We start from the raw sequence: 17,702 nt of genomic DNA, 5'->3' as shown, positions 1-17,702 counted from the left end.
GTGATTCCCCGACCCTCCTGACAGGAGGATGTCAGCAGCTCTCCGCTATGGAAGTGATGTCCCGGAGGGATTCACATGCCGACGCAGCCAACAACCAACCATCCCGAAGATGCGTCGGCAGAAAACGCTCCAGCAGACGGGCGGCCCGATTTCGATTTCTTCTTTGGCCGCTGGAACGTCAGCCATCGGAGGTTGCAGAAGCGCCTGCAAGACGACACGAACTGGGACGTGTTTGGCGGGACATGCGAAGTGCGCCCGATCCTTGGCGGCCTCGGCAATGTCGATGACAATGTGATTGAATTGCCCGTCGAGGCCTATCGCGCCGCCACGTTGCGGACGTTCGATCCGGCGACGAGCCAATGGTCGATCTGGTGGATCGACGGCCGCAACCCGGCGACCATCGATATTCCGATGCGCGGCACCTTCGAAGCAGGCGTCGGCACGTTCCTGTGCGAAGACGTCTTCGACGGACGCAATATCTACTCGCTTCCTGTGGTCGCGGATCACTGAAAAATCGGCGCGCTGGGAGCAGGGTTTTTCACCGGATGTCGGCAAGACCTGGGAGACCAATTGGATCATGGATTTCGCCCGGCAAGTGTAGGCGGCCGATCGACTTGGAAGGCATTTTTTCAAGCCGAGGCATGGATTTCAATGAGTTGAAGCGCTCTTTGCGCGTCCGGAGGGAGTGCAGTACTCAATCAGCTCGTGTCGTCGCTTCCCGGGATGAAAGCATTGAAGGCGGCAAAGAACTGCTCGCGATAGAAGTCGGCTTCCTGCAATATTTCATGGCGTGCACCATCGATCACCAGCAGCGAACCGAGGCGCAGACGCCTGGTGTAGGTTTCCACCGCCTTGGTCGAGACGACCTGGTCGGCGCCGGCGGCGATCACCAGCAAGGGTACCTGGATCCTGGCCATGAAGTCGGGGTCGCTGATGGCCTCGGACGCCTCCGCCGCCGCTTTCAGCCAGCGTATCGTCGGGCCGCCGAGTGCCAGTTGCGGGTAGGTTTCGTAGATCAGCGTGTTGCGCCGATACCGCTCCGGATCCGATGTCACCATGTTGGCAGCAAACGGAATGGTTCTTCTGGGCCGCGGACCCCAGGCGGCATAAAGCTTGCCAAGGCCCAGAAGACAGAACAGCGAGCAGAGGCGGCGAACGGTGGTTGTCGAGACCGGCAGGTCGGGCACGGCCAGGAATGGCGCGATCAGCACCATGCGCCGTACTCGGTTCACCATCGACGGCGCAGCAAGCAGCGTAATCACCGCCCCAGCCGAATGGGCCAATATGTAATATGGGCCCCGGCAGTCGGGCAGCACGATCTCCTCGAAGAACTTTTCCAGGTCGCCGGTGTAGTCGAAGAAGCTCCGGACATAGCCGCGCTCACGGTCGCTGATCAGCCGATCGGAACCGCCCTGGCCGCGCCAGTCGAGGGTGGCAACGCCAAAGCCGCGATCGGCAAGGTTGCGGATGGTCTCGAAATACTTTTCGATGCACTCGTTGCGGCCGGTCAGCACGACCACGGTGCCCTTCATCGGGCGGGCAACGGCGGGAAAGAGGCCATAACGGACCTTCTTGCCGTCGCGCGTGGTGAAGAAACCACCGGCCGCATTTTCCGGTAGCGGATTGCCCGGAATTTCGCGGAAGAGGGGAATTTCGTTAAGAAGGTCCGTCATTCGGCGCTGCGTTTGTGTGTCGCTGCCTGCATGGCGCAAGCTTTGGTAGGCATAGACGTCCATGCAGCAAAAGCAAAGGAATTCCGGACGCGTTGGAGAGGCTGAACGAGGCAGCCAGCAAGTGAGGCCGAAAGCAGCTTGCGGCATGCTTCCGGCCCCCGTCGATCCGGGAGGAAGGGACGTTACACCCGGTCGGCCTCGTTGCGGTATCTCGCGCATAACCCCGAAAATCGCACCCGATTTTCGCTGTGAATCATGCGCAATCAAAGTGGTACAGCGTCCTTTGCGTGTCCGAGAGGACGCGCGACGCCGTAACCGCCGCCTGTTCCTTGATCCTGGAACCAGTCTAGCGCGACTTAGCTGAACGCCCGCCGAAGCCGCGGTTCATCTGCCGTTCATCGAGAAATCTTGAAATGCTTTCACGTGTTCCCCAAATGTCTGTTGCGGCCGCCAATGTCGGGGCCGCTGGCCTATCCGGAACGCCGTCACGGGTTTCGCACCGGCCATACGCAAACCTTGTTGCTCAACAGGAGAACACACTATGCGTCACGTTGATTTTTCCCCGCTCTATCGTTCGACCGTCGGTTTCGACCGGCTGTTCACCATGCTCGATTCGCTTGCGCAGCCTGAAAGTGCGCAGACCTATCCGCCCTACAACATCGAGCGCACCGGCGAGGATTCCTATCGCATCTCGATGGCGGTCGCCGGCTTCTCGGACGACGAGCTCTCGATCGAGGCTCACCGCAACGTCCTGACTGTCACAGGTGAGCGCAAGGAAGAGGGCAATGGCGAAGGCTCCGAACTGCTCTATCGCGGTATCGCCGGCAGGGCCTTTGAGCGCCGCTTCCAGCTTGCCGACCACGTTGACGTCGTCGGCGCCTCGCTGAAGAACGGCCTGCTCTTCGTCGACCTCAAGCGCAATATTCCCGAGGAGCTGAAGCCCCGCAAGATCGCCATCACCGCGTCTTCGGCGAAGGCCAAGCAGATCGAGGCTAACACCGCCGCGTAAGCCGCGTGACAAGACGACCTCAGGGACGAAGGGCGGCGCCTGGCGCCGCCCTTTTTTGGTGGATAAGGTGCCGCTATCCAGCAACTAGCTGGCCAAAGCGGTCGACCTCTTCGGCCGTGGTCGCAAAGCTGGTGACGAAACGGTAGAGCGCCTCGTCCTCGCCGATATGGCCGTCGAAGCCATGCGGCTTGTGCCAGTCGTAGAAGGCGGCACCGGCCAATTGCACCCGTTCAGCCTCGGCCTTTTTCATCACCGCGAACACTTCGTTCGCTTGCGGCAGCCAGGCCAGGCGAGCCGACGGGGAATTCTCGATCAGTGCAGCAAGGCGTGCTGCCGTAACGTTGGCGTGCCGGGCCGTTTCAAGCCACAGGTCGTCCTTGAAATAGGCTTCGAACTGCGCGGCGACGAAGCGCGATTTCGAGAACAATTGCGCCGCGCGCTTGCGCAGGAAGGCCAGTTCCCTGGCGCGGTCGAGATCGAATAGCACGATAGCCTCGGCGCACCAGCAGCCGTTCTTGGTACCGCCGAAAGAGAGGATGTCGACGCCGCGCTTCCAGGTCATCTCCGCCGGCGTCGTCTCTAGCGCGACCAGCGCATTGGCGAAGCGGGCGCCATCCATGTGCAGCGGCAGTTTGTGATGCTTGGCGATCGCCGAAATCCGGGCAATTTCGTTCAGTGTGTAGATGGTGCCGACTTCGGTCGACTGGGTGATCGACACCGCCATCGGGCGCCCGGAATGGACGATTTCAGGCGCGAATCTGCCCACCGCCCTGTCCAGGTTGTTCGGATCGATCTTGCCCAGCGCACCGTCGACGGGATAGAGCCGTGAGCCGCCGGTAAAGTATTCCGGCGCGCCGCATTCATCCTCAATGACATGCGACTCTCGTTGGCAGAAGGAAATGCCGCCTGATTTGTTATAGGCGGTCAGCGACAGCGAATTGGCGGCGGTGCCGGTCGCCACGAAAAACACCGCGACCTCGCGCTCGAAAATTTCGTTGAAGCTCTGGTAGACAGCCTGGTCGAGGGCGCCGTCGCCATAGGCGGTGGAGAAGCCGCCGGCGTGGGCTGACAGGCCCGCGGCGATGCTGGGATGGGCGCCTGCCCAATTGTCGGAAGCGAAATTCATACGTTTGCCTGCGCTAGAAAAATCGATGCAACCTTGGCCGCTTTCGCATGCCGCTCGCAAGTGCCAAGCACCGGATAGCCGGTAACGCCAGCGAGAGCGGAAAACAGGACATACAGGCGAAGGTTGCGTTTTGGCGTGGCCGCGCGTAATTTTCTGTCGCGGACAGCCCAAGATTGTTGTGAATCGGTCTTGTGCGCATACGTGATTTCTGTCATAAAAATTTAGGACAGTAGTGCTGTCTTATTTTGTCGCACAAAACAGGCTGGATTGGCGTATCATTAGGCCTCTCCGGCCGCTGCCGCGAGCGACAGATAGACGGCCGGCTCTGGCCTGTATGATTACCGGATGCGAACCAGGCCGCCTGGTTCGGCAAGGATTTCGCAAGACGTGCCGTAAGGATGAGAGGGAAGCTCATGCGCTTCCCAACGGAAACCAGCGCCCTAAGGGCTGGGGATGGAGGACAGGACGATGACGGAAGTGACGCCATCTGCGACGAACGGCCCGGCCGCGCAGACGAAAGCGCCAGCCGTCAAAAATCGGTCCCGAACCAAAATTGAGCGAACCGACACCGGCTTCGCCGCGCACGGCCTGTACGATCCGCGCAACGAGCACGATGCCTGCGGCGTCGGCTTCATCGTCAACATGAAGGGCGTGAAGTCGCATCAGATCGTCAAGGACGGCCTTGCGGTGCTCGAAAACCTGACGCATCGCGGCGCCGTCGGCGCTGATCCGCTGATGGGCGACGGCGCCGGCGTGCTGGTGCAGCTTCCCGACCGCTTCTTCCGCGAGGAAATGGCTAGCCAGGGCGTCGAATTGCCCAAGCTCGGCCATTATGCCGTCGGCCATGTGTTCATGCCGCGCGATCCGGAGCTTCAGGCGCATATCGAAGGCATCATCGCCGAGGTGGCGCAGCTCGAGGGCCAGCCGCTGCTCGGCTTTCGCGATGTGCCGGTCGACAATTCATCGCTGTCCAAGGCGCCTGATATTGCGGCTTCCGAACCGGTCCAGCGGCAGGTGTTCCTGGGCCGTGGCGCTGAGATCGAGAGCGACGACGATTACGAGCGGCGGCTCTACATCCTGCGCAAGGTGATTTCCGGTCGTATCCACGAGGAGACCAAGGGCGTCGACAATGGCTTCTACGTCGTGTCGATGTCATCGCGGACCATCGTTTACAAGGGCATGTTCCTGGCCTATCAGGTCGGCGCCTATTACAAGGACCTGACCGATCCGCGTTTCGAGACGGCGCTGATCCTGGTCCACCAGCGTTTCTCGACCAACACCTTCCCGTCGTGGAAGCTAGCGCATCCCTATCGGATGGTCGCCCACAATGGCGAGATCAACACGCTGCGCGGCAACGTCAATTGGATGGCGGCGCGGCAGGCTTCGGTCGATTCCGAACTGTTCGGCAACGACATCTCCAAGCTGTGGCCGATCTCCTATGAGGGGCAGTCGGACACCGCATGTTTCGACAATGCGCTCGAATTCCTGACGCAGGGCGGCTACTCGCTCGCTCACGCGATGATGATGCTGATCCCGGAGGCCTGGGCCGGCAACAAGTTGATGGATCAAGATCGCAAGGCCTTTTACGAATACCACGCCGCCCTGATGGAGCCGTGGGATGGGCCGGCGGCGGTGGCCTTCACCGATGGCCGCCAGATCGGCGCCACGCTCGACCGCAATGGGCTGCGCCCGGCGCGCTATATCGTCACCGACGACGATCGCGTCATCATGGCCTCGGAAGCCGGCGTGCTGCCGGTGCCGGAGGAGAGGATCGTCAAGAAGTGGCGGCTGCAGCCCGGCCGCATGCTGTTGATCGACCTGGAAAAGGGCCGCATCGTTTCCGACGAGGAGATCAAGTCGGAGATCGCGACCAGGCATCCCTACAAGAACTGGCTCGCCAACACCCAACTTATCCTGGAAGACCTGAAGCCGGTCGAGCCACGCGCATTGCGCAGGGACGTCAGCCTGCTCGATCGCCAGCAGGCGTTCGGCTACACCCAGGAAGACACCAAGCTGTTGATGTCGCCGATGGCGACCACCGGCCAGGAAGCGGTCGGCTCGATGGGCACCGACACGCCGATTTCGGCGATGTCGGACAGATCGAAGCTGCTCTACACATATTTCAAGCAGAACTTCGCCCAGGTCACCAACCCGCCGATCGACCCGATCCGCGAGGAACTGGTGATGAGCCTGGTGTCCTTCATCGGGCCGAGGCCGAACATCTTCGACCTCGTCGGCAATTCGCGTCGCAAGCGGCTCGAAGTGCGCCAGCCGATCTTGACCAATGGCGATCTCGAAAAGATCCGCTCCATCGGTCATACCGAGGACCGTTTCGACACCAAGACGATCGACATCACCTATGCTTCGAACGAAGGCGCAGCCGGCATGCAGGGCGCCATCGACCGGCTGTGCGAGCGCGCCGAGGCGGCGGTCGCCGGCGGCTACAACATCATCATCCTGTCCGACCGTCAGCTCGGGCCGGACCGCATCGCCATCCCGGCATTGCTGGCGACAGCGGCGGTCCACCATCATCTGATCCGCAAGGGCTTGCGCACCTCGGTGGGGCTCGTTGTCGAGTCCGGCGAACCACGCGAGGTGCATCATTTCTGCTGCCTTGCTGGCTATGGCGCCGAGGCGATCAATCCCTATCTCGCCTTCGACACGCTGCTCGACATGCATAAGCGCGGCGAGCTGCCGGCCGAGGTCGACGCCTATGAGGTTGTGTCCCGCTACATCAAGTCGATCGGCAAGGGCATTCTCAAGGTGATGTCGAAGATGGGCATCTCGACCTACCAGTCCTATTGCGGCGCGCAGATCTTCGACGCCATCGGGCTGAAGACCGACTTCGTGCAGAAGTATTTCACCGGCACCGCGACGCTGATCGAAGGCGTCGGGCTGGAAGAGATCGCGGCCGAAACGGTCAGCCGCCACGCCGACGGCTTCGGCAACGACCCGGTGTTGCGCAACAGCCTCGAAGTCGGCGGCGAATACATGTTCCGCATGCGCGGCGAAGCACATATCTGGTCGCCCGATGCGGTGGCCACCCTGCAGCACGCTGTGCGCCAGGGGTCGAGGGAGACGTTCAAGGACTATTCCGCTCAAATCGACAGCGAGACGGCGCGGGCGCAGAGCATTCGCGGCCTGTTCAAGATCAGGCTCGCCGAAGAAACCGGGCGCAAGAAGGTCGCGCTCGACGAGGTCATGTCGGCGGCCGATATCNGAGACGGCGCGGGCGCAGAGCATTCGCGGCCTGTTCAAGATCAGGCTCGCCGAAGAAACCGGGCGCAAGAAGGTCGCGCTCGACGAGGTCATGTCGGCGGCCGATATCGTCAAGCGGTTCTCGACCGGAGCGATGTCCTTCGGCTCGATCTCCAGGGAAGCGCACACCACGCTGGCGCGCGCCATGAACACCATCGGCGGCAAGTCGAACACCGGCGAGGGCGGCGAAGAGGCCGACCGCTACTTGCCGCTGCCGGGCGGCGGCAAGAACCCCGAGCGTTCGGCGATCAAGCAGGTTGCCTCCGGGCGGTTCGGCGTGACGGCGGAATATCTGGTGAATTCCGATGTGATGCAGATCAAGGTCGCGCAAGGCGCGAAGCCCGGCGAGGGCGGTCAGCTGCCCGGCCACAAGGTCGATGCCACCATTGCCAAGGTCAGGCATTCGACGCCCGGCGTCGGCCTGATCTCGCCGCCGCCGCATCACGACATCTACTCGATCGAGGATCTGGCGCAGCTGATCTACGATCTCAAGAACGTCAATCCGGCGGCTGATGTCTCGGTCAAGCTGGTGTCCGAAGTCGGTGTCGGCACGGTTGCGGCCGGCGTCGCCAAGGCGCGCGCCGATCACATCACCATTTCCGGCTACGACGGCGGCACCGGCGCATCGCCGCTGACCTCGCTCAAGCACGCCGGCAGCCCGTGGGAATTGGGCCTTGCCGAGACGCATCAGACGCTGGTGCTCAACGGCCTCAGGTCGCGCGTCGCGCTGCAGGTCGATGGCGGCCTGCGCACCGGCCGCGACGTGGTCATTGGCGCGCTGCTTGGCGCCGACGAATTCGGCTTCTCGACCGCGCCGCTGATCGCGGCCGGCTGCATCATGATGCGCAAGTGCCATCTCAACACCTGCCCTGTCGGCGTCGCGACGCAGGATCCGGTCTTGCGCAAGCGCTTCAAGGGTACGCCGGAACATGTCATAAACTTCTTCTTCTATGTGGCTGAAGAGGTCCGGGCGTTGCTCGCCGAGATGGGTTACACCCATCTCGACCAGATCATCGGCGACACCGATCTCTTGGAAAAGCGGGCGCTGATCCAGCACTGGAAGGCGCGCGGGCTCGATTTCGGCAAGATGTTCTTCAAGCCGGATGCCCCGCATGAGGCGGTGCACTGGACTGAGCGGCAGAAGCATCCGATCGATGACGTGCTCGACCGCAAGCTGATCGAGTTGGCCAAGCCGGCGCTGGAAGCCAGGCAGCCGGTCAGCATCGAGCTGCCGATCCGAAATGTCGACCGTTCGACCGGCGCCATGCTGTCCGGCGAAGTGGCAAAGCGCTTCAAGCACAAGGGCCTGCGCGAGGACACGATCTCGGTGAAGCTCACCGGCACCGCCGGCCAGTCCTTTGGTGCCTTCCTGGCGCGTGGGGTTTCGTTCGAGCTGGTCGGTGCGGCCAATGACTATGTCGGCAAAGGCCTGTCGGGCGGCCGCATCGTCATCCGCCCGCCGGAGAACACCAAGATCGTCGCAGCGGAGTCGATCATCGTCGGCAACACGGTGCTCTACGGCGCGACCGAGGGCGAAGCCTATTTCAGCGGCGTCGCCGGCGAGCGTTTTGCGGTTCGCAATTCGGGCGTGGCCGCCGTCGTCGAAGGCGTTGGCGACCATGGCTGCGAGTACATGACCGGCGGCATTGTCGTCGTCATCGGCCAGACCGGCCGCAACTTTGCCGCCGGCATGTCGGGCGGCGTCGCCTATGTGCTCGACGAGGAAGGTGATTTCGCCGAGCGCTGCAACATGGCGATGGTCGAACTGGAACCCGTTCCCGAAGAAGACGACCTGATGGAGAAACTGCTCCATCATGGCGGCGACCTCGACCACAAAGGCCGCGTCGACGTGTCCGGCGACATGACCAGCCACGACGAGGAGCGGCTCTATCAGCTGATCTCGAACCACGTCCATTATACGGGTTCGATGCGCGGCCGCGAGATCCTCGACAACTGGGCGACTTTCCGGCCGAAATTCCGGAAGATCATGCCGGTCGAATACCGCCGCGCGCTGATCGAAATGGAGCGCATGCGCATGGGCGTGGCGGCGGAATAGGCTTTGGGAGTTGCCGGGAAGCCAGGCTTCCCTGTCGACGCCTTCATCAACAATCCTAGCCTCGGACTGAAGGTTGCCATGGCTGCCTTATGAGGTTAACGGGTGCGTCTTCGAGCGCGCCATCTGGACAGCAGGGACTGGACTATGGGCAAGGTAACAGGGTTTCTCGAGATCGACCGGCAGGTGCACAAGTACCAGCCGGCTTCCGACCGCATCCGGCATTTTCGCGAGTTCACGCTGCCGATGTCGGACAAGGAGGTCGAGAAACAGGCCGCGCGCTGTATGGATTGCGGCATCCCGTACTGCCACGGGCCGACCGGCTGCCCGGTCCACAACCAGATCCCGGACTGGAACGACCTCGTCTACAATGGCGACTGGGACAATGCGATCCGCAACCTGCACTCGACCAACAATTTCCCGGAGTTCACCGGCCGCATCTGTCCGGCGCCTTGCGAGGAAGCCTGCACGCTCAACCTCGAGGACATTCCGGTCGCCATCAAGACGATCGAGCAGGCGATCGCCGACAAGGCCTATGAAACCGGTCATATCCGGCCCTATCCGCCGGAAAAGAAGACCGGCAAGCGCGTCGCCGTCATTGGTTCGGGGCCGGCCGGCATGGCGGCCGCCCAGCAGCTTGGCCGCGCCGGCCACGACGTTCACGTCTATGAGCGCGAGAGCCGGCCGGGTGGGCTGATGCGCTACGGTATCCCCGACTTCAAGATCGAGAAGCACTATATCGACCGGCGCATCGAGCAGATGCAGGGCGAGGGCGTGAGCTTCCATTGCGGCGTCAATGTCGGCGTTGACAAACCGGTGGCGGAGCTGCTCGCCGAATACGATGCGGTGCTCTATTGCGGCGGTTCGGAAACACCGCGCCCGGCCAACATTCCCGGCGACGATCTCGACGGCGTGCATGATGCGATGCCCTATCTGGTGCAGCAGAACAAGCGCATCGGCGGCGAGCCGATCCAGTCGGTGGCGTGGCCCTCGCGGCCGATCGTCGCCGGCGGCCAGCATGTTGTCGTCGTCGGTGGCGGCGACACCGCATCCGACTGCGTCGGTACCGCCTTCCGCCAAGGCGCCGTTCGTGTCACCCAGCTCGACATCCGGCCGCAGCCGCCGGAAAAGGAGGACAAGCTTTCGGTCTGGCCCTACTGGGCGACGAAGATGCGCACCTCGTCCTCGCAGGCCGAAGGCGCCGAGCGCGAGTTCCAGGTGGCGACGCTCGAATTCATCGGCGAGGACGGCGCCTTGACCGGCGTCAAATGCTGCGAGGTCGATGAAAAGCGCAAGCCGATCGCCGGCACGGAATTCGTCATCCGCGCGGATCTCGCCTTCATCGCCATCGGCTTTGCCGGGCCGGCTACCGTCGGACCGGTGTCGGAACTGGCTGGCCAGATGAAGATCGTCATCGACAGCCGCCGCTCGAACAACGTCGAGGCCAATGACCGCGACTACAAGACCAGCGTCGAAAAGCTCTATGCGGCGGGCGACGTGCGCCGCGGTCAATCGCTGGTCGTCTGGGCGATCCGCGAGGGCCGGCAGGCGGCTCGTTCGATCGACGAGGCGCTGATGGGATCGAGCGTGCTGCCGCGCTGAGTCTGTCTCGAGCGCTACTCCTGCGGCCATCTGAAGGCGCTTTCTGCCCTTCCGGTGCCCGGGGCAGGTTTAATGCATGTCGCGCAAAAGTGTGCAGCGGTTTTGCGATAACGACATGCTAAAAAACAACAACCTAAAGCGCGTCGCATGAGGCCGGTCACACGCGACGCGCTTTAGGGAGTGATCGCCGTGGTCGTTTCGGTTGCGGCCGCCGCCGCAGGCTGTCCCCTGGGCGGCCAGGAAAAATCGTCGGCGCGGCCGGGCGAAGCAGCGGGCGCCTTGCCCTCGACGACAAGTTTTTCGCCGGGCCCGTCCGCCTTCGCCGGCGATGCGGCGCCGAGAAGTTCAGAACCGCCATCGAGCGCCGGATCGTTGAGCAGCATCGGCACGGTGCGATCGACGGCCATGGGTGCCGGTGCCGGCGCCCCGACGGGAGCGCCTGCTGGCGCGTAAGCTGCCGGTGTGCCCGTGGGCGCGGTCATTCCAAGGATCTTCATCAAGGGTTTTTCGGCATAGAAGGCGAGCTTGCGTTTGCCGGCTTTCGACACATAGATGCCGTCGTCGGTGCGCAGGCGCACCGGCTGGCCGTTGATATCAGGCCCGCTGGTGACAAAGGCGCCGTCCTCGTCGACGAAACCGTCCCAGATGTCGACGAATTCGCCTCCATGGCTTTCGGCCGTCGAGCGGTAAATGTCGTTGAAAGCCAGCATGTCTGAGGTCATCTTCGGCGCCTTGAATGCCGGCATGCCGACCCATAGATACGGCACCTTGGCCGCTGCAATGGCCTTACCGAACGCTTCGGTCCGGCGTCCGTATTCCTTGGTCCAGGCCTCGGACCGCGGCTGTTCGCGTTCACCGTTCACGCGCATTTGCTGCCGATCGTTGGAGCCCAGCATGACGATTACGGCCGCGGGCTTTTCGGTCTCGATCAGCGACTTGATCTGTTCGGGCCAGTTGTAGAAATCGTCACGCACGAAACCGGACGAACCGTTGCTGCGGACGACGATCCTGACGTTGGTGTTTTCGGCAAAGGCGGTATCGAGACCTTCGCCGAGGCCGCTCGCCATGAAATCGCCGACCACCAGAACGGTGCGGGCATCCGGCGCCTTCTCGACAATCGGGGTTGCCGGCTCAGCCGGCCGGCGCGGCGCGGCGCGGGGCTTTCTTGCTTTTAGCTTCCGTGGCCCGGCCCTCTGGATCTGTCGCGGTGGTTCCATCCACTCGGTTCGGCCCACCCGCTCGCTTCGGCGCAGAAACAACAAGTCGCGCAGCGACCAGCCACGCCTTTGTTCTTCCTGCGCAATGGCCGGCGTGTGAAAGACGGCGGCAGTGCTGACGGCCAGAACGGCAATAGCCAGAATCAGGATCGGCACGCGACGAAGGATCACCCGGATACGCCCAGCCGAAACCAATTACCCTCTCCATCCCTTAAGAGCGCCGGACCCTCAAATCCAACCCGGCCGCCGCTCTATCTTAGTTTGAGCATCGGATCCCAAAAACCGGTTGGGTCCGAGGCTCTAGGTCGTCTCCCTATGCGAGGCTAGTTCTGCCTGAGCCATTTGAGCACTTCCATGCTCGGATGTCCGTCCTGGGTCAAGCCAGCCTTCGCCTGGAAGGCCATGATGGCGGCTTTCGATCCCTCGCCGATCTTGCCGTCGAACTTGCCGTCATAGTAGCCGTACTGGGAAAGCCGCTGCTGAAGCTCTTGCCTCTCCTCGAAGGAGAGCTTCGTGAAAGGCCGCTTCCAGTCCTGCACCAGCCCACCATGGCCGGCGATTTCGTCGGCAAGAAGGCCAACGGCAACCGCGTATTTGTCGGCATTGTTGTAGCGCTTGATGACCGAAAAATTCTTGATCATCAGGAAAGCCGGGCCGCCGCGGCCGCCTGGCACCTTCAGCGTGGCCTTCTCCGCGCTATTCTTGAACGGCTTGCCGTTGACACGCCTGACACCCAGCGCTTGCCATTGCGACAGTGACTTCGATCCGGCCGGGAACTTCTTTTCGTCGGGAAGGCTGACTTCATAGCCCCAGGTCTTGCCGGCCTGCCAGCCGTTCTTCTTGAGCAGATTGGCGGCCGTTGCCAATGCATCGGGAATCGAATTCCAGATGTCGCGCTTGCCATCGCCGTCCATATCGACCGCATAGGCCTGATAGCTGGTGGGAATGAACTGGGTATGGCCCATGGCGCCGGCCCATGAGCCGCTGAGGTGGCTTTTGTCGATGTCGCCCCTTTGCAGGATTTTCAGCGCCGCGATCAACTGGGTGCGGGCAAATTTCGATCGTCTCGAGTCGGCATAGCCAAGCGTTGCCAGCGAACGCACGACATTGCGCATGACATCGTCGCGCTTGAGGATTTCGCCGTAATTCGATTCCATAGACCAAATTGCCAGCAGGATATGACGGTCGACGCCGTATTTTGCCTCGATCCTGTCCAGCCACGGCTTCCACTTCCTGGCCATCTGCTGGCCGACAGCGACCGACTGGTCATGGACGCGGTTGTCGAAATAGTCCCAGGCGGGCGCGGTGAATTCGGGTTGATAACGCGCTTTTTCCAGCACGACCGGGTCGGCATCGCTGATGCCCTCGAATGCCCGGTCGTAAACGGCGCCGGAAACACCGCTCCGCACCGCGGTGGCGCGGAAGCTGGCCACCCATTGCCGGAAACCGGCGTCGGCAAAAGCCGATCCGGTGGGCATCAGCAAGGCAAGCGACAGGCTGGCGGCCGCAACGATGCTTGTGAAGCGCTTTGCGGCGTTGCGAACGGACATCTTTTCCTCCTTCTTCATCACAGGAAGACTATTCATCGCCGAACCCGGTTAGCATTTAGTTTACCATAGGTGCCGTTGGGAACGAAAAGGCGGGTTGGTGCTTTACAGACTACGAATTTCTTCTGACCAGCCGTTCCATAATCCTCGATTCCGGCACGAAAATGTCTTGAAGCGGGATTGCCGAACAGGCTTAGAAGCGGATAATTGACAGCATGAAGAGAGTTCGCAAGGCAGTTTTCCCGGTCGCTGGTCTCGGCACGCGTTTTCTCCCGGCCACCAAGGCCATACCCAAGGAAATGCTGACCGTCGTCGACAGGCCAGTCATCCAGTATGTGGTCGACGAGGCACGCGAAGCCGGGATCGAGCATTTCATCTTCGTGACCGGCCGCAACAAGGCGGTCATCGAGGACCATTTCGACGTCCAGTTCGAACTCTATGACACGCTCGCCCAGCGCGGCAAGGACGACGAGCTCGCCCGCCTGCAGCGGCTGCAACCCTCGCCTGGGCAGACCAGCTTCACGCGCCAGCAGGTGCCGCTCGGCCTTGGCCATGCCGTCTGGTGTGCCCGCGAACTGGTCGGCGACGAGCCTTTCGCGCTGCTTTTGCCTGACATGATCATGCAGTCGGAAAAAAGCTGCATGAAAGAGATGGTCGAGCTTTATGCCGAGACCGGCAACAACATCGTCGCGGTTCAGGAATGCGACCCCGCCGAGGCCCATAAATACGGCATCGTCGGCCGTGGCGAGGATACACATCACGGTTTCCGTATCACCGGTATGGTGGAGAAGCCGAAGACCGGCACGGCACCCTCCAATCTATACATCAACGGGCGCTACATCCTGCAGCCGGAGATATTTGGGATTCTCGAGGGCCAGGAGAAGGGCGCCGGCAACGAGATACAACTCACCGATGCGATGCTGAAGCTGGAGAAGCAACAGCCCTTTTATGGGTGCCACTACCAGGGGCGCACCTTCGATTGCGGATCGCCGGAAGGCTTTGTCGAGGCCAATGTCGCCTTCGCGCTGTGGCGCAGCGACATAAACGGACGCATGGCGGGCGTTATCCGCCAGCTTCTGGACGAGATGAAACCCTCAGAGCAGCGGGGCGCGGCGGTCTAGCTATGTCGCCCAAAGCATGCCCTCGGGCTTGAACCGATGGTGCGCAACGGTTTTGGGACAACGACAAGCATAAGAACAAGGTTCTCGAAACCACCGTTCTCGCCACGGCCTGACTTGAATCTCGACATGCCCCAACCTTCAACGGTTTGCTTTACGGCTGCAGTGTCACCCCGACGAAGATGCTGTGGGCGGTGTAGTCGCGGCCCTCCAGATTGCTGGTCTGTTTTTCAGTTCTGGCGCGGGTGGTCAGTCCGGCATACCGGTTCAGCCACCATGTCAGTCCGGCCTCGGCGCTCAGCGTCAGATCATGGCCGTCCGACCCGATGTAGTCGCGCCAGTCCACGCCGAGAGCTGCGTTCCCGATCAGGTTGGCACGGATTTCCCGCTCGCCGGTGAGGCGGCCGGAGTAAAGGATGTCGCCGCTTTCGTTGGCGGTCGTCGTGCCCTCGACGATCGTCTGCCCGGTGAGGCCGATCGTGGTGCCGCGTTCCGGCGACCATCTGAGGTCGGCGTTCACCGTGGCACCCGAAATTGCCGGCAGGCGGTCGTCGTCGATCGCCTCCCGCAGCCAGCCGGCCGAGAATTCGCCGGCAAGCTTCTCGCCAAGATCGACCTCGGCGCCAGCCCGAACGCCGAGCCGCGTCGAGGATCGTTCGAAACCATTGGTGTCGACGCGCAAATCATAGACCCGGCGGCCGATTTCGACCTCGGTGAAAGGGGTGATGGCGGGAGAAATCTCATAGCCGGTGCGCAAGGTGGCGGTATAAAGCGTCGAGTCGCGGTCTTTCTGCGACAGCGTTCCGCCCGTCGAAAGCTTGGCGTCGCCGTAAATGTCGTGTTCGACAGCGCCGGTCAGGGCGAAGCGCATCTTGCCGGCATCCTTCTCGAGCGCAAGGCTGCCGTCAATGGTCTGGCGCACCGGCTGCTCGACGGTGCCTTCGATGACGACTGGCGACGAAGCCGATTCCGGCGCCGACTCGTAACCGAGCTTGGCGATAGCGCGCAGATCGTTGTCGAGGTCGACATTAAGCGTGCCATCGACACGGCCCCGTGCCTCCTGAACCTCGTCGCCCGATATAGTCTTGAGAAAGGTGCCGTAGCCGTCGATGACAGCCGAATTCTCCCGCCAGTCGGAGATGGCATTGAAGCGCAGCGTCGTTTCCGACAGCAGGGCCGGCTTGCCTTCGCTGCTTGAATCGGCATTTGATGTCGCCGTCAGGCCTTGCTCGAGCGTTGGCCTGATCACGAAGGAGCCGAGGTTGATGCCGGTGGCGGCGAACGGGTCGTCCTCGGCCCTCTTATCGCGGCCTTCGATGGCTTCGGCGCGCTCAGCGCCCGGATCGAGCTGCTGCCTGTCGGCGGAATCAATGGTCATGGCACGGCGATTGGTGGCGTCCTGGTCAGTTTCGCCGGTGTCCGTGTCATCCGTCGTGGCTGCAGTCGCGGCGGTGGCTTGTGTCTCGGCGGCTTCGTCTTGATCGGCCGCCCCTTGCGTTGCGCTCGATGGCCGGCGCGGCGGGACGGGAGCGGGGGTGTCCGCAAACGCATCGTCGGTGGCCTCCGGCGGATCAAAAATGCTGCCAGTCGCGGGTGCCGTGTCGTCGTCCTGTACGGCGCCCGGGCTGGCCGGCTGATAGGTCGGCGCCGGCGCAGTGCTCTGGGTGGTTGCGCCGGCCTGCGCCGTCTGATCCTCGGCGCTGGCCATGCTCAATTGCCTGGTCTTGCGCTGCTGGTCGTCCAGAATTGCCGATTCTGAAACCTCGCCGCGCAGCTCGGTTACCTGGGCATAGGGCTGCGCAGGCCGCAGCAAGGCGAAGACGCTGGTCGCCAGCAGCAAGGCGCAGACCGCTTTGCCGTTTCGTCTTCTTTTCTTTTCAGGCTGGGCCCCGGACATCGCCACCACTGCTTGCGCGGCGCACGCGCGCCATACTTACCGAACCGTAAATGGGGATGGTTAACGGAGGGTTGAGGCAGCGGTGGATCAGGCCTCGCTGGATGGCAATTCCGTTGGACAGGCGCGCGGCAAAGCGCTAATCGCATCAGCCATGCATGCGAGATCCCCAGACAAGAAGCGGCTCGATGGGCAAGCTTCGATCGCCTCGGCGCTTAGAACGGTAGCGACTGAGCAGGCCGGTGTCGCGGCGCTGGCGGCCGCGCTCGAAAACGGATTGACCGAACCGTTCGCGCACGCCGTCGACATGGTGTCGCAAATCGAGGGCCGCGTCATCGTCACCGGCGTCGGCAAGAGCGGCCACATCGGCTCAAAGATCGCCGCAACGCTCGCGTCGACCGGCACGCCGGCTTTCTTCGTCCATCCTGCCGAGGCCAATCATGGCGACCTCGGCATGATCGCCAAGGACGATGCCATCATCGCCATGTCGTGGTCGGGCGAGAGCCGCGAGCTCAAGGGCATCATCGCCTATTCCAGGCGCTTCTCGATTCCGCTGATCGCGGTCACCGCCGGAGAGCGATCGGCGCTGGCGCGTGCGGCCGATGTGGTGCTCCTGCTGCCGCGTGCGCCGGAAGCCTGCCCGCACGGCCTGGCACCGACGACATCGACGCTGCTGCAACTGGTGATCGGCGATGCGCTGGCCATCGCGTTGCTCGAAGCGCGCGGCTTCACGCCGGATCATTTCCGCACCTTCCATCCCGGCGGGCAACTTGGCGCCAATCTGACGCAGATCCGCGACATCATGCATGTCGGCGACAGGCTGCCGCTGGTGCCTTCGGGCACCGGAATGCGCGAAGCGATCCTCGAATTGTCGCGCAAGGGGTTCGGCTGCGTGGCGATAACCGCCGCGGATGGTGCGCTGATCGGCATCGTCACCGATGGCGATATCAGGCGCCACATCGGCAGCAATCTTCTGGCGATGAGTGTCGATCAGGTCATGACCAAGAAGCCGAAGACCGCCGGGCCGGATACGTTGGTGGCGACGGCGCTGCAGACGATCAACAATTCGGCCATCTCCAGCCTGATGGTTGTCGAGGGAGGACGGCCGGTCGGACTTGTCCATCTGCACGACCTGCTGCGCATCGGCGCGGCCTGACAGACCTCAGGCCTGTTTGAAAAGTCGCCCGCCGAGATGGGTAGGATCG

11 protein-coding genes and 1 pseudogene are annotated in these 17,702 nt (G+C 62.5%); 6 read left to right on the top strand and 6 right to left on the bottom strand.

Annotated features, from left to right (window positions below; genetic code table 11):
- Positions 1 to 75 precede the first annotated feature (75 nt).
- On the top strand, positions 76 to 510 hold the full coding sequence (locus CIT31_RS01955; protein WP_245316076.1) for a DUF1579 domain-containing protein: 435 nt from the start codon (positions 76 to 78) through the stop codon (positions 508 to 510).
- Positions 511 to 698: 188 nt separating this feature from the next.
- Here CIT31_RS01955 and CIT31_RS01950 read toward each other — a convergent pair whose 3' ends face one another.
- Entirely contained in the window at positions 699 to 1,673 is a 975-nt protein-coding gene (locus CIT31_RS01950; RefSeq protein ID WP_095517276.1) for an alpha/beta fold hydrolase, read from the bottom strand.
- A 541-nt stretch (positions 1,674 to 2,214) separates the two neighbouring features.
- Here CIT31_RS01950 and CIT31_RS01945 point away from each other — a divergent pair.
- Entirely contained in the window at positions 2,215 to 2,682 is a 468-nt protein-coding gene (locus tag CIT31_RS01945) for an Hsp20 family protein (RefSeq protein WP_029349636.1), read from the top strand.
- 73 nt (positions 2,683 to 2,755) lie between these two features.
- Here the strand turns inward: CIT31_RS01945 and CIT31_RS01940 are convergent, their stop codons facing one another.
- Positions 2,756 to 3,808, bottom strand: coding sequence for a threonine aldolase family protein (locus CIT31_RS01940; protein WP_095517234.1), 1,053 nt, complete (start codon positions 3,806 to 3,808; stop codon positions 2,756 to 2,758).
- Complete coding sequence (locus CIT31_RS01935) at positions 3,805 to 4,023, bottom strand: hypothetical protein (protein WP_095517233.1); 219 nt, start codon at positions 4,021 to 4,023, stop codon at positions 3,805 to 3,807. Before CIT31_RS01935 ends, CIT31_RS01940 begins: the two co-directional genes overlap by 4 nt.
- Positions 4,024 to 4,276: 253 nt before the next feature.
- Here CIT31_RS01935 and CIT31_RS35990 point away from each other — a divergent pair.
- Together CIT31_RS35990 and CIT31_RS01920 are read left to right on the top strand one after the other, a co-directional pair.
- Positions 4,277 to 9,122, top strand: a pseudogene (locus CIT31_RS35990) (glutamate synthase-related protein).
- A gap of 144 nt (positions 9,123 to 9,266) precedes the next feature.
- The gene (locus CIT31_RS01920; protein WP_095517232.1) at positions 9,267 to 10,721 is read left to right on the top strand and encodes a glutamate synthase subunit beta; all 1,455 of its coding nucleotides are present in this window, start codon (positions 9,267 to 9,269) and stop codon (positions 10,719 to 10,721) included.
- A 173-nt stretch (positions 10,722 to 10,894) separates the two neighbouring features.
- Here CIT31_RS01920 and CIT31_RS01915 read toward each other — a convergent pair whose 3' ends face one another.
- Together CIT31_RS01915 and CIT31_RS01910 are read right to left on the bottom strand one after the other, a co-directional pair.
- Positions 10,895 to 12,133 carry an SGNH/GDSL hydrolase family protein gene (locus CIT31_RS01915; protein WP_095517231.1) on the bottom strand — a complete coding sequence of 413 codons (1,239 nt, stop codon included), beginning with the start codon at positions 12,131 to 12,133 and terminating at the stop codon, positions 10,895 to 10,897.
- A gap of 128 nt (positions 12,134 to 12,261) precedes the next feature.
- A complete protein-coding gene (locus CIT31_RS01910; RefSeq protein ID WP_095517275.1) occupies positions 12,262 to 13,488 on the bottom strand; it encodes a lytic murein transglycosylase in 1,227 nt (408 codons plus the stop codon).
- 212 nt (positions 13,489 to 13,700) lie between these two features.
- Here CIT31_RS01910 and galU point away from each other — a divergent pair, with 212 nt between their 5' ends.
- Positions 13,701 to 14,606, top strand: coding sequence for a UTP--glucose-1-phosphate uridylyltransferase GalU (gene galU / locus CIT31_RS01905; RefSeq protein ID WP_095517230.1), 906 nt, complete (start codon positions 13,701 to 13,703; stop codon positions 14,604 to 14,606).
- 151 nt (positions 14,607 to 14,757) lie between these two features.
- Here the strand turns inward: galU and CIT31_RS01900 are convergent, their stop codons facing one another.
- Positions 14,758 to 16,500 (bottom strand): outer membrane beta-barrel protein, encoded by a 1,743-nt coding sequence (locus CIT31_RS01900; RefSeq protein ID WP_095517229.1) that lies wholly within the window; start codon positions 16,498 to 16,500, stop codon positions 14,758 to 14,760.
- A 151-nt stretch (positions 16,501 to 16,651) separates the two neighbouring features.
- Here CIT31_RS01900 and CIT31_RS01895 point away from each other — a divergent pair, with 151 nt between their 5' ends.
- On the top strand, positions 16,652 to 17,653 hold the full coding sequence (locus CIT31_RS01895) for a KpsF/GutQ family sugar-phosphate isomerase (RefSeq protein ID WP_029349650.1): 1,002 nt from the start codon (positions 16,652 to 16,654) through the stop codon (positions 17,651 to 17,653).
- Positions 17,654 to 17,702 lie beyond the last annotated feature (49 nt).

The sequence above is a fragment of the Mesorhizobium wenxiniae genome (assembly GCF_002284535.1).
GTDB classification, from domain to species: Bacteria; Pseudomonadota; Alphaproteobacteria; order Rhizobiales; family Rhizobiaceae; genus Mesorhizobium; species Mesorhizobium wenxiniae.
This window is presented reverse-complemented; position numbering and strand designations above follow the sequence as displayed.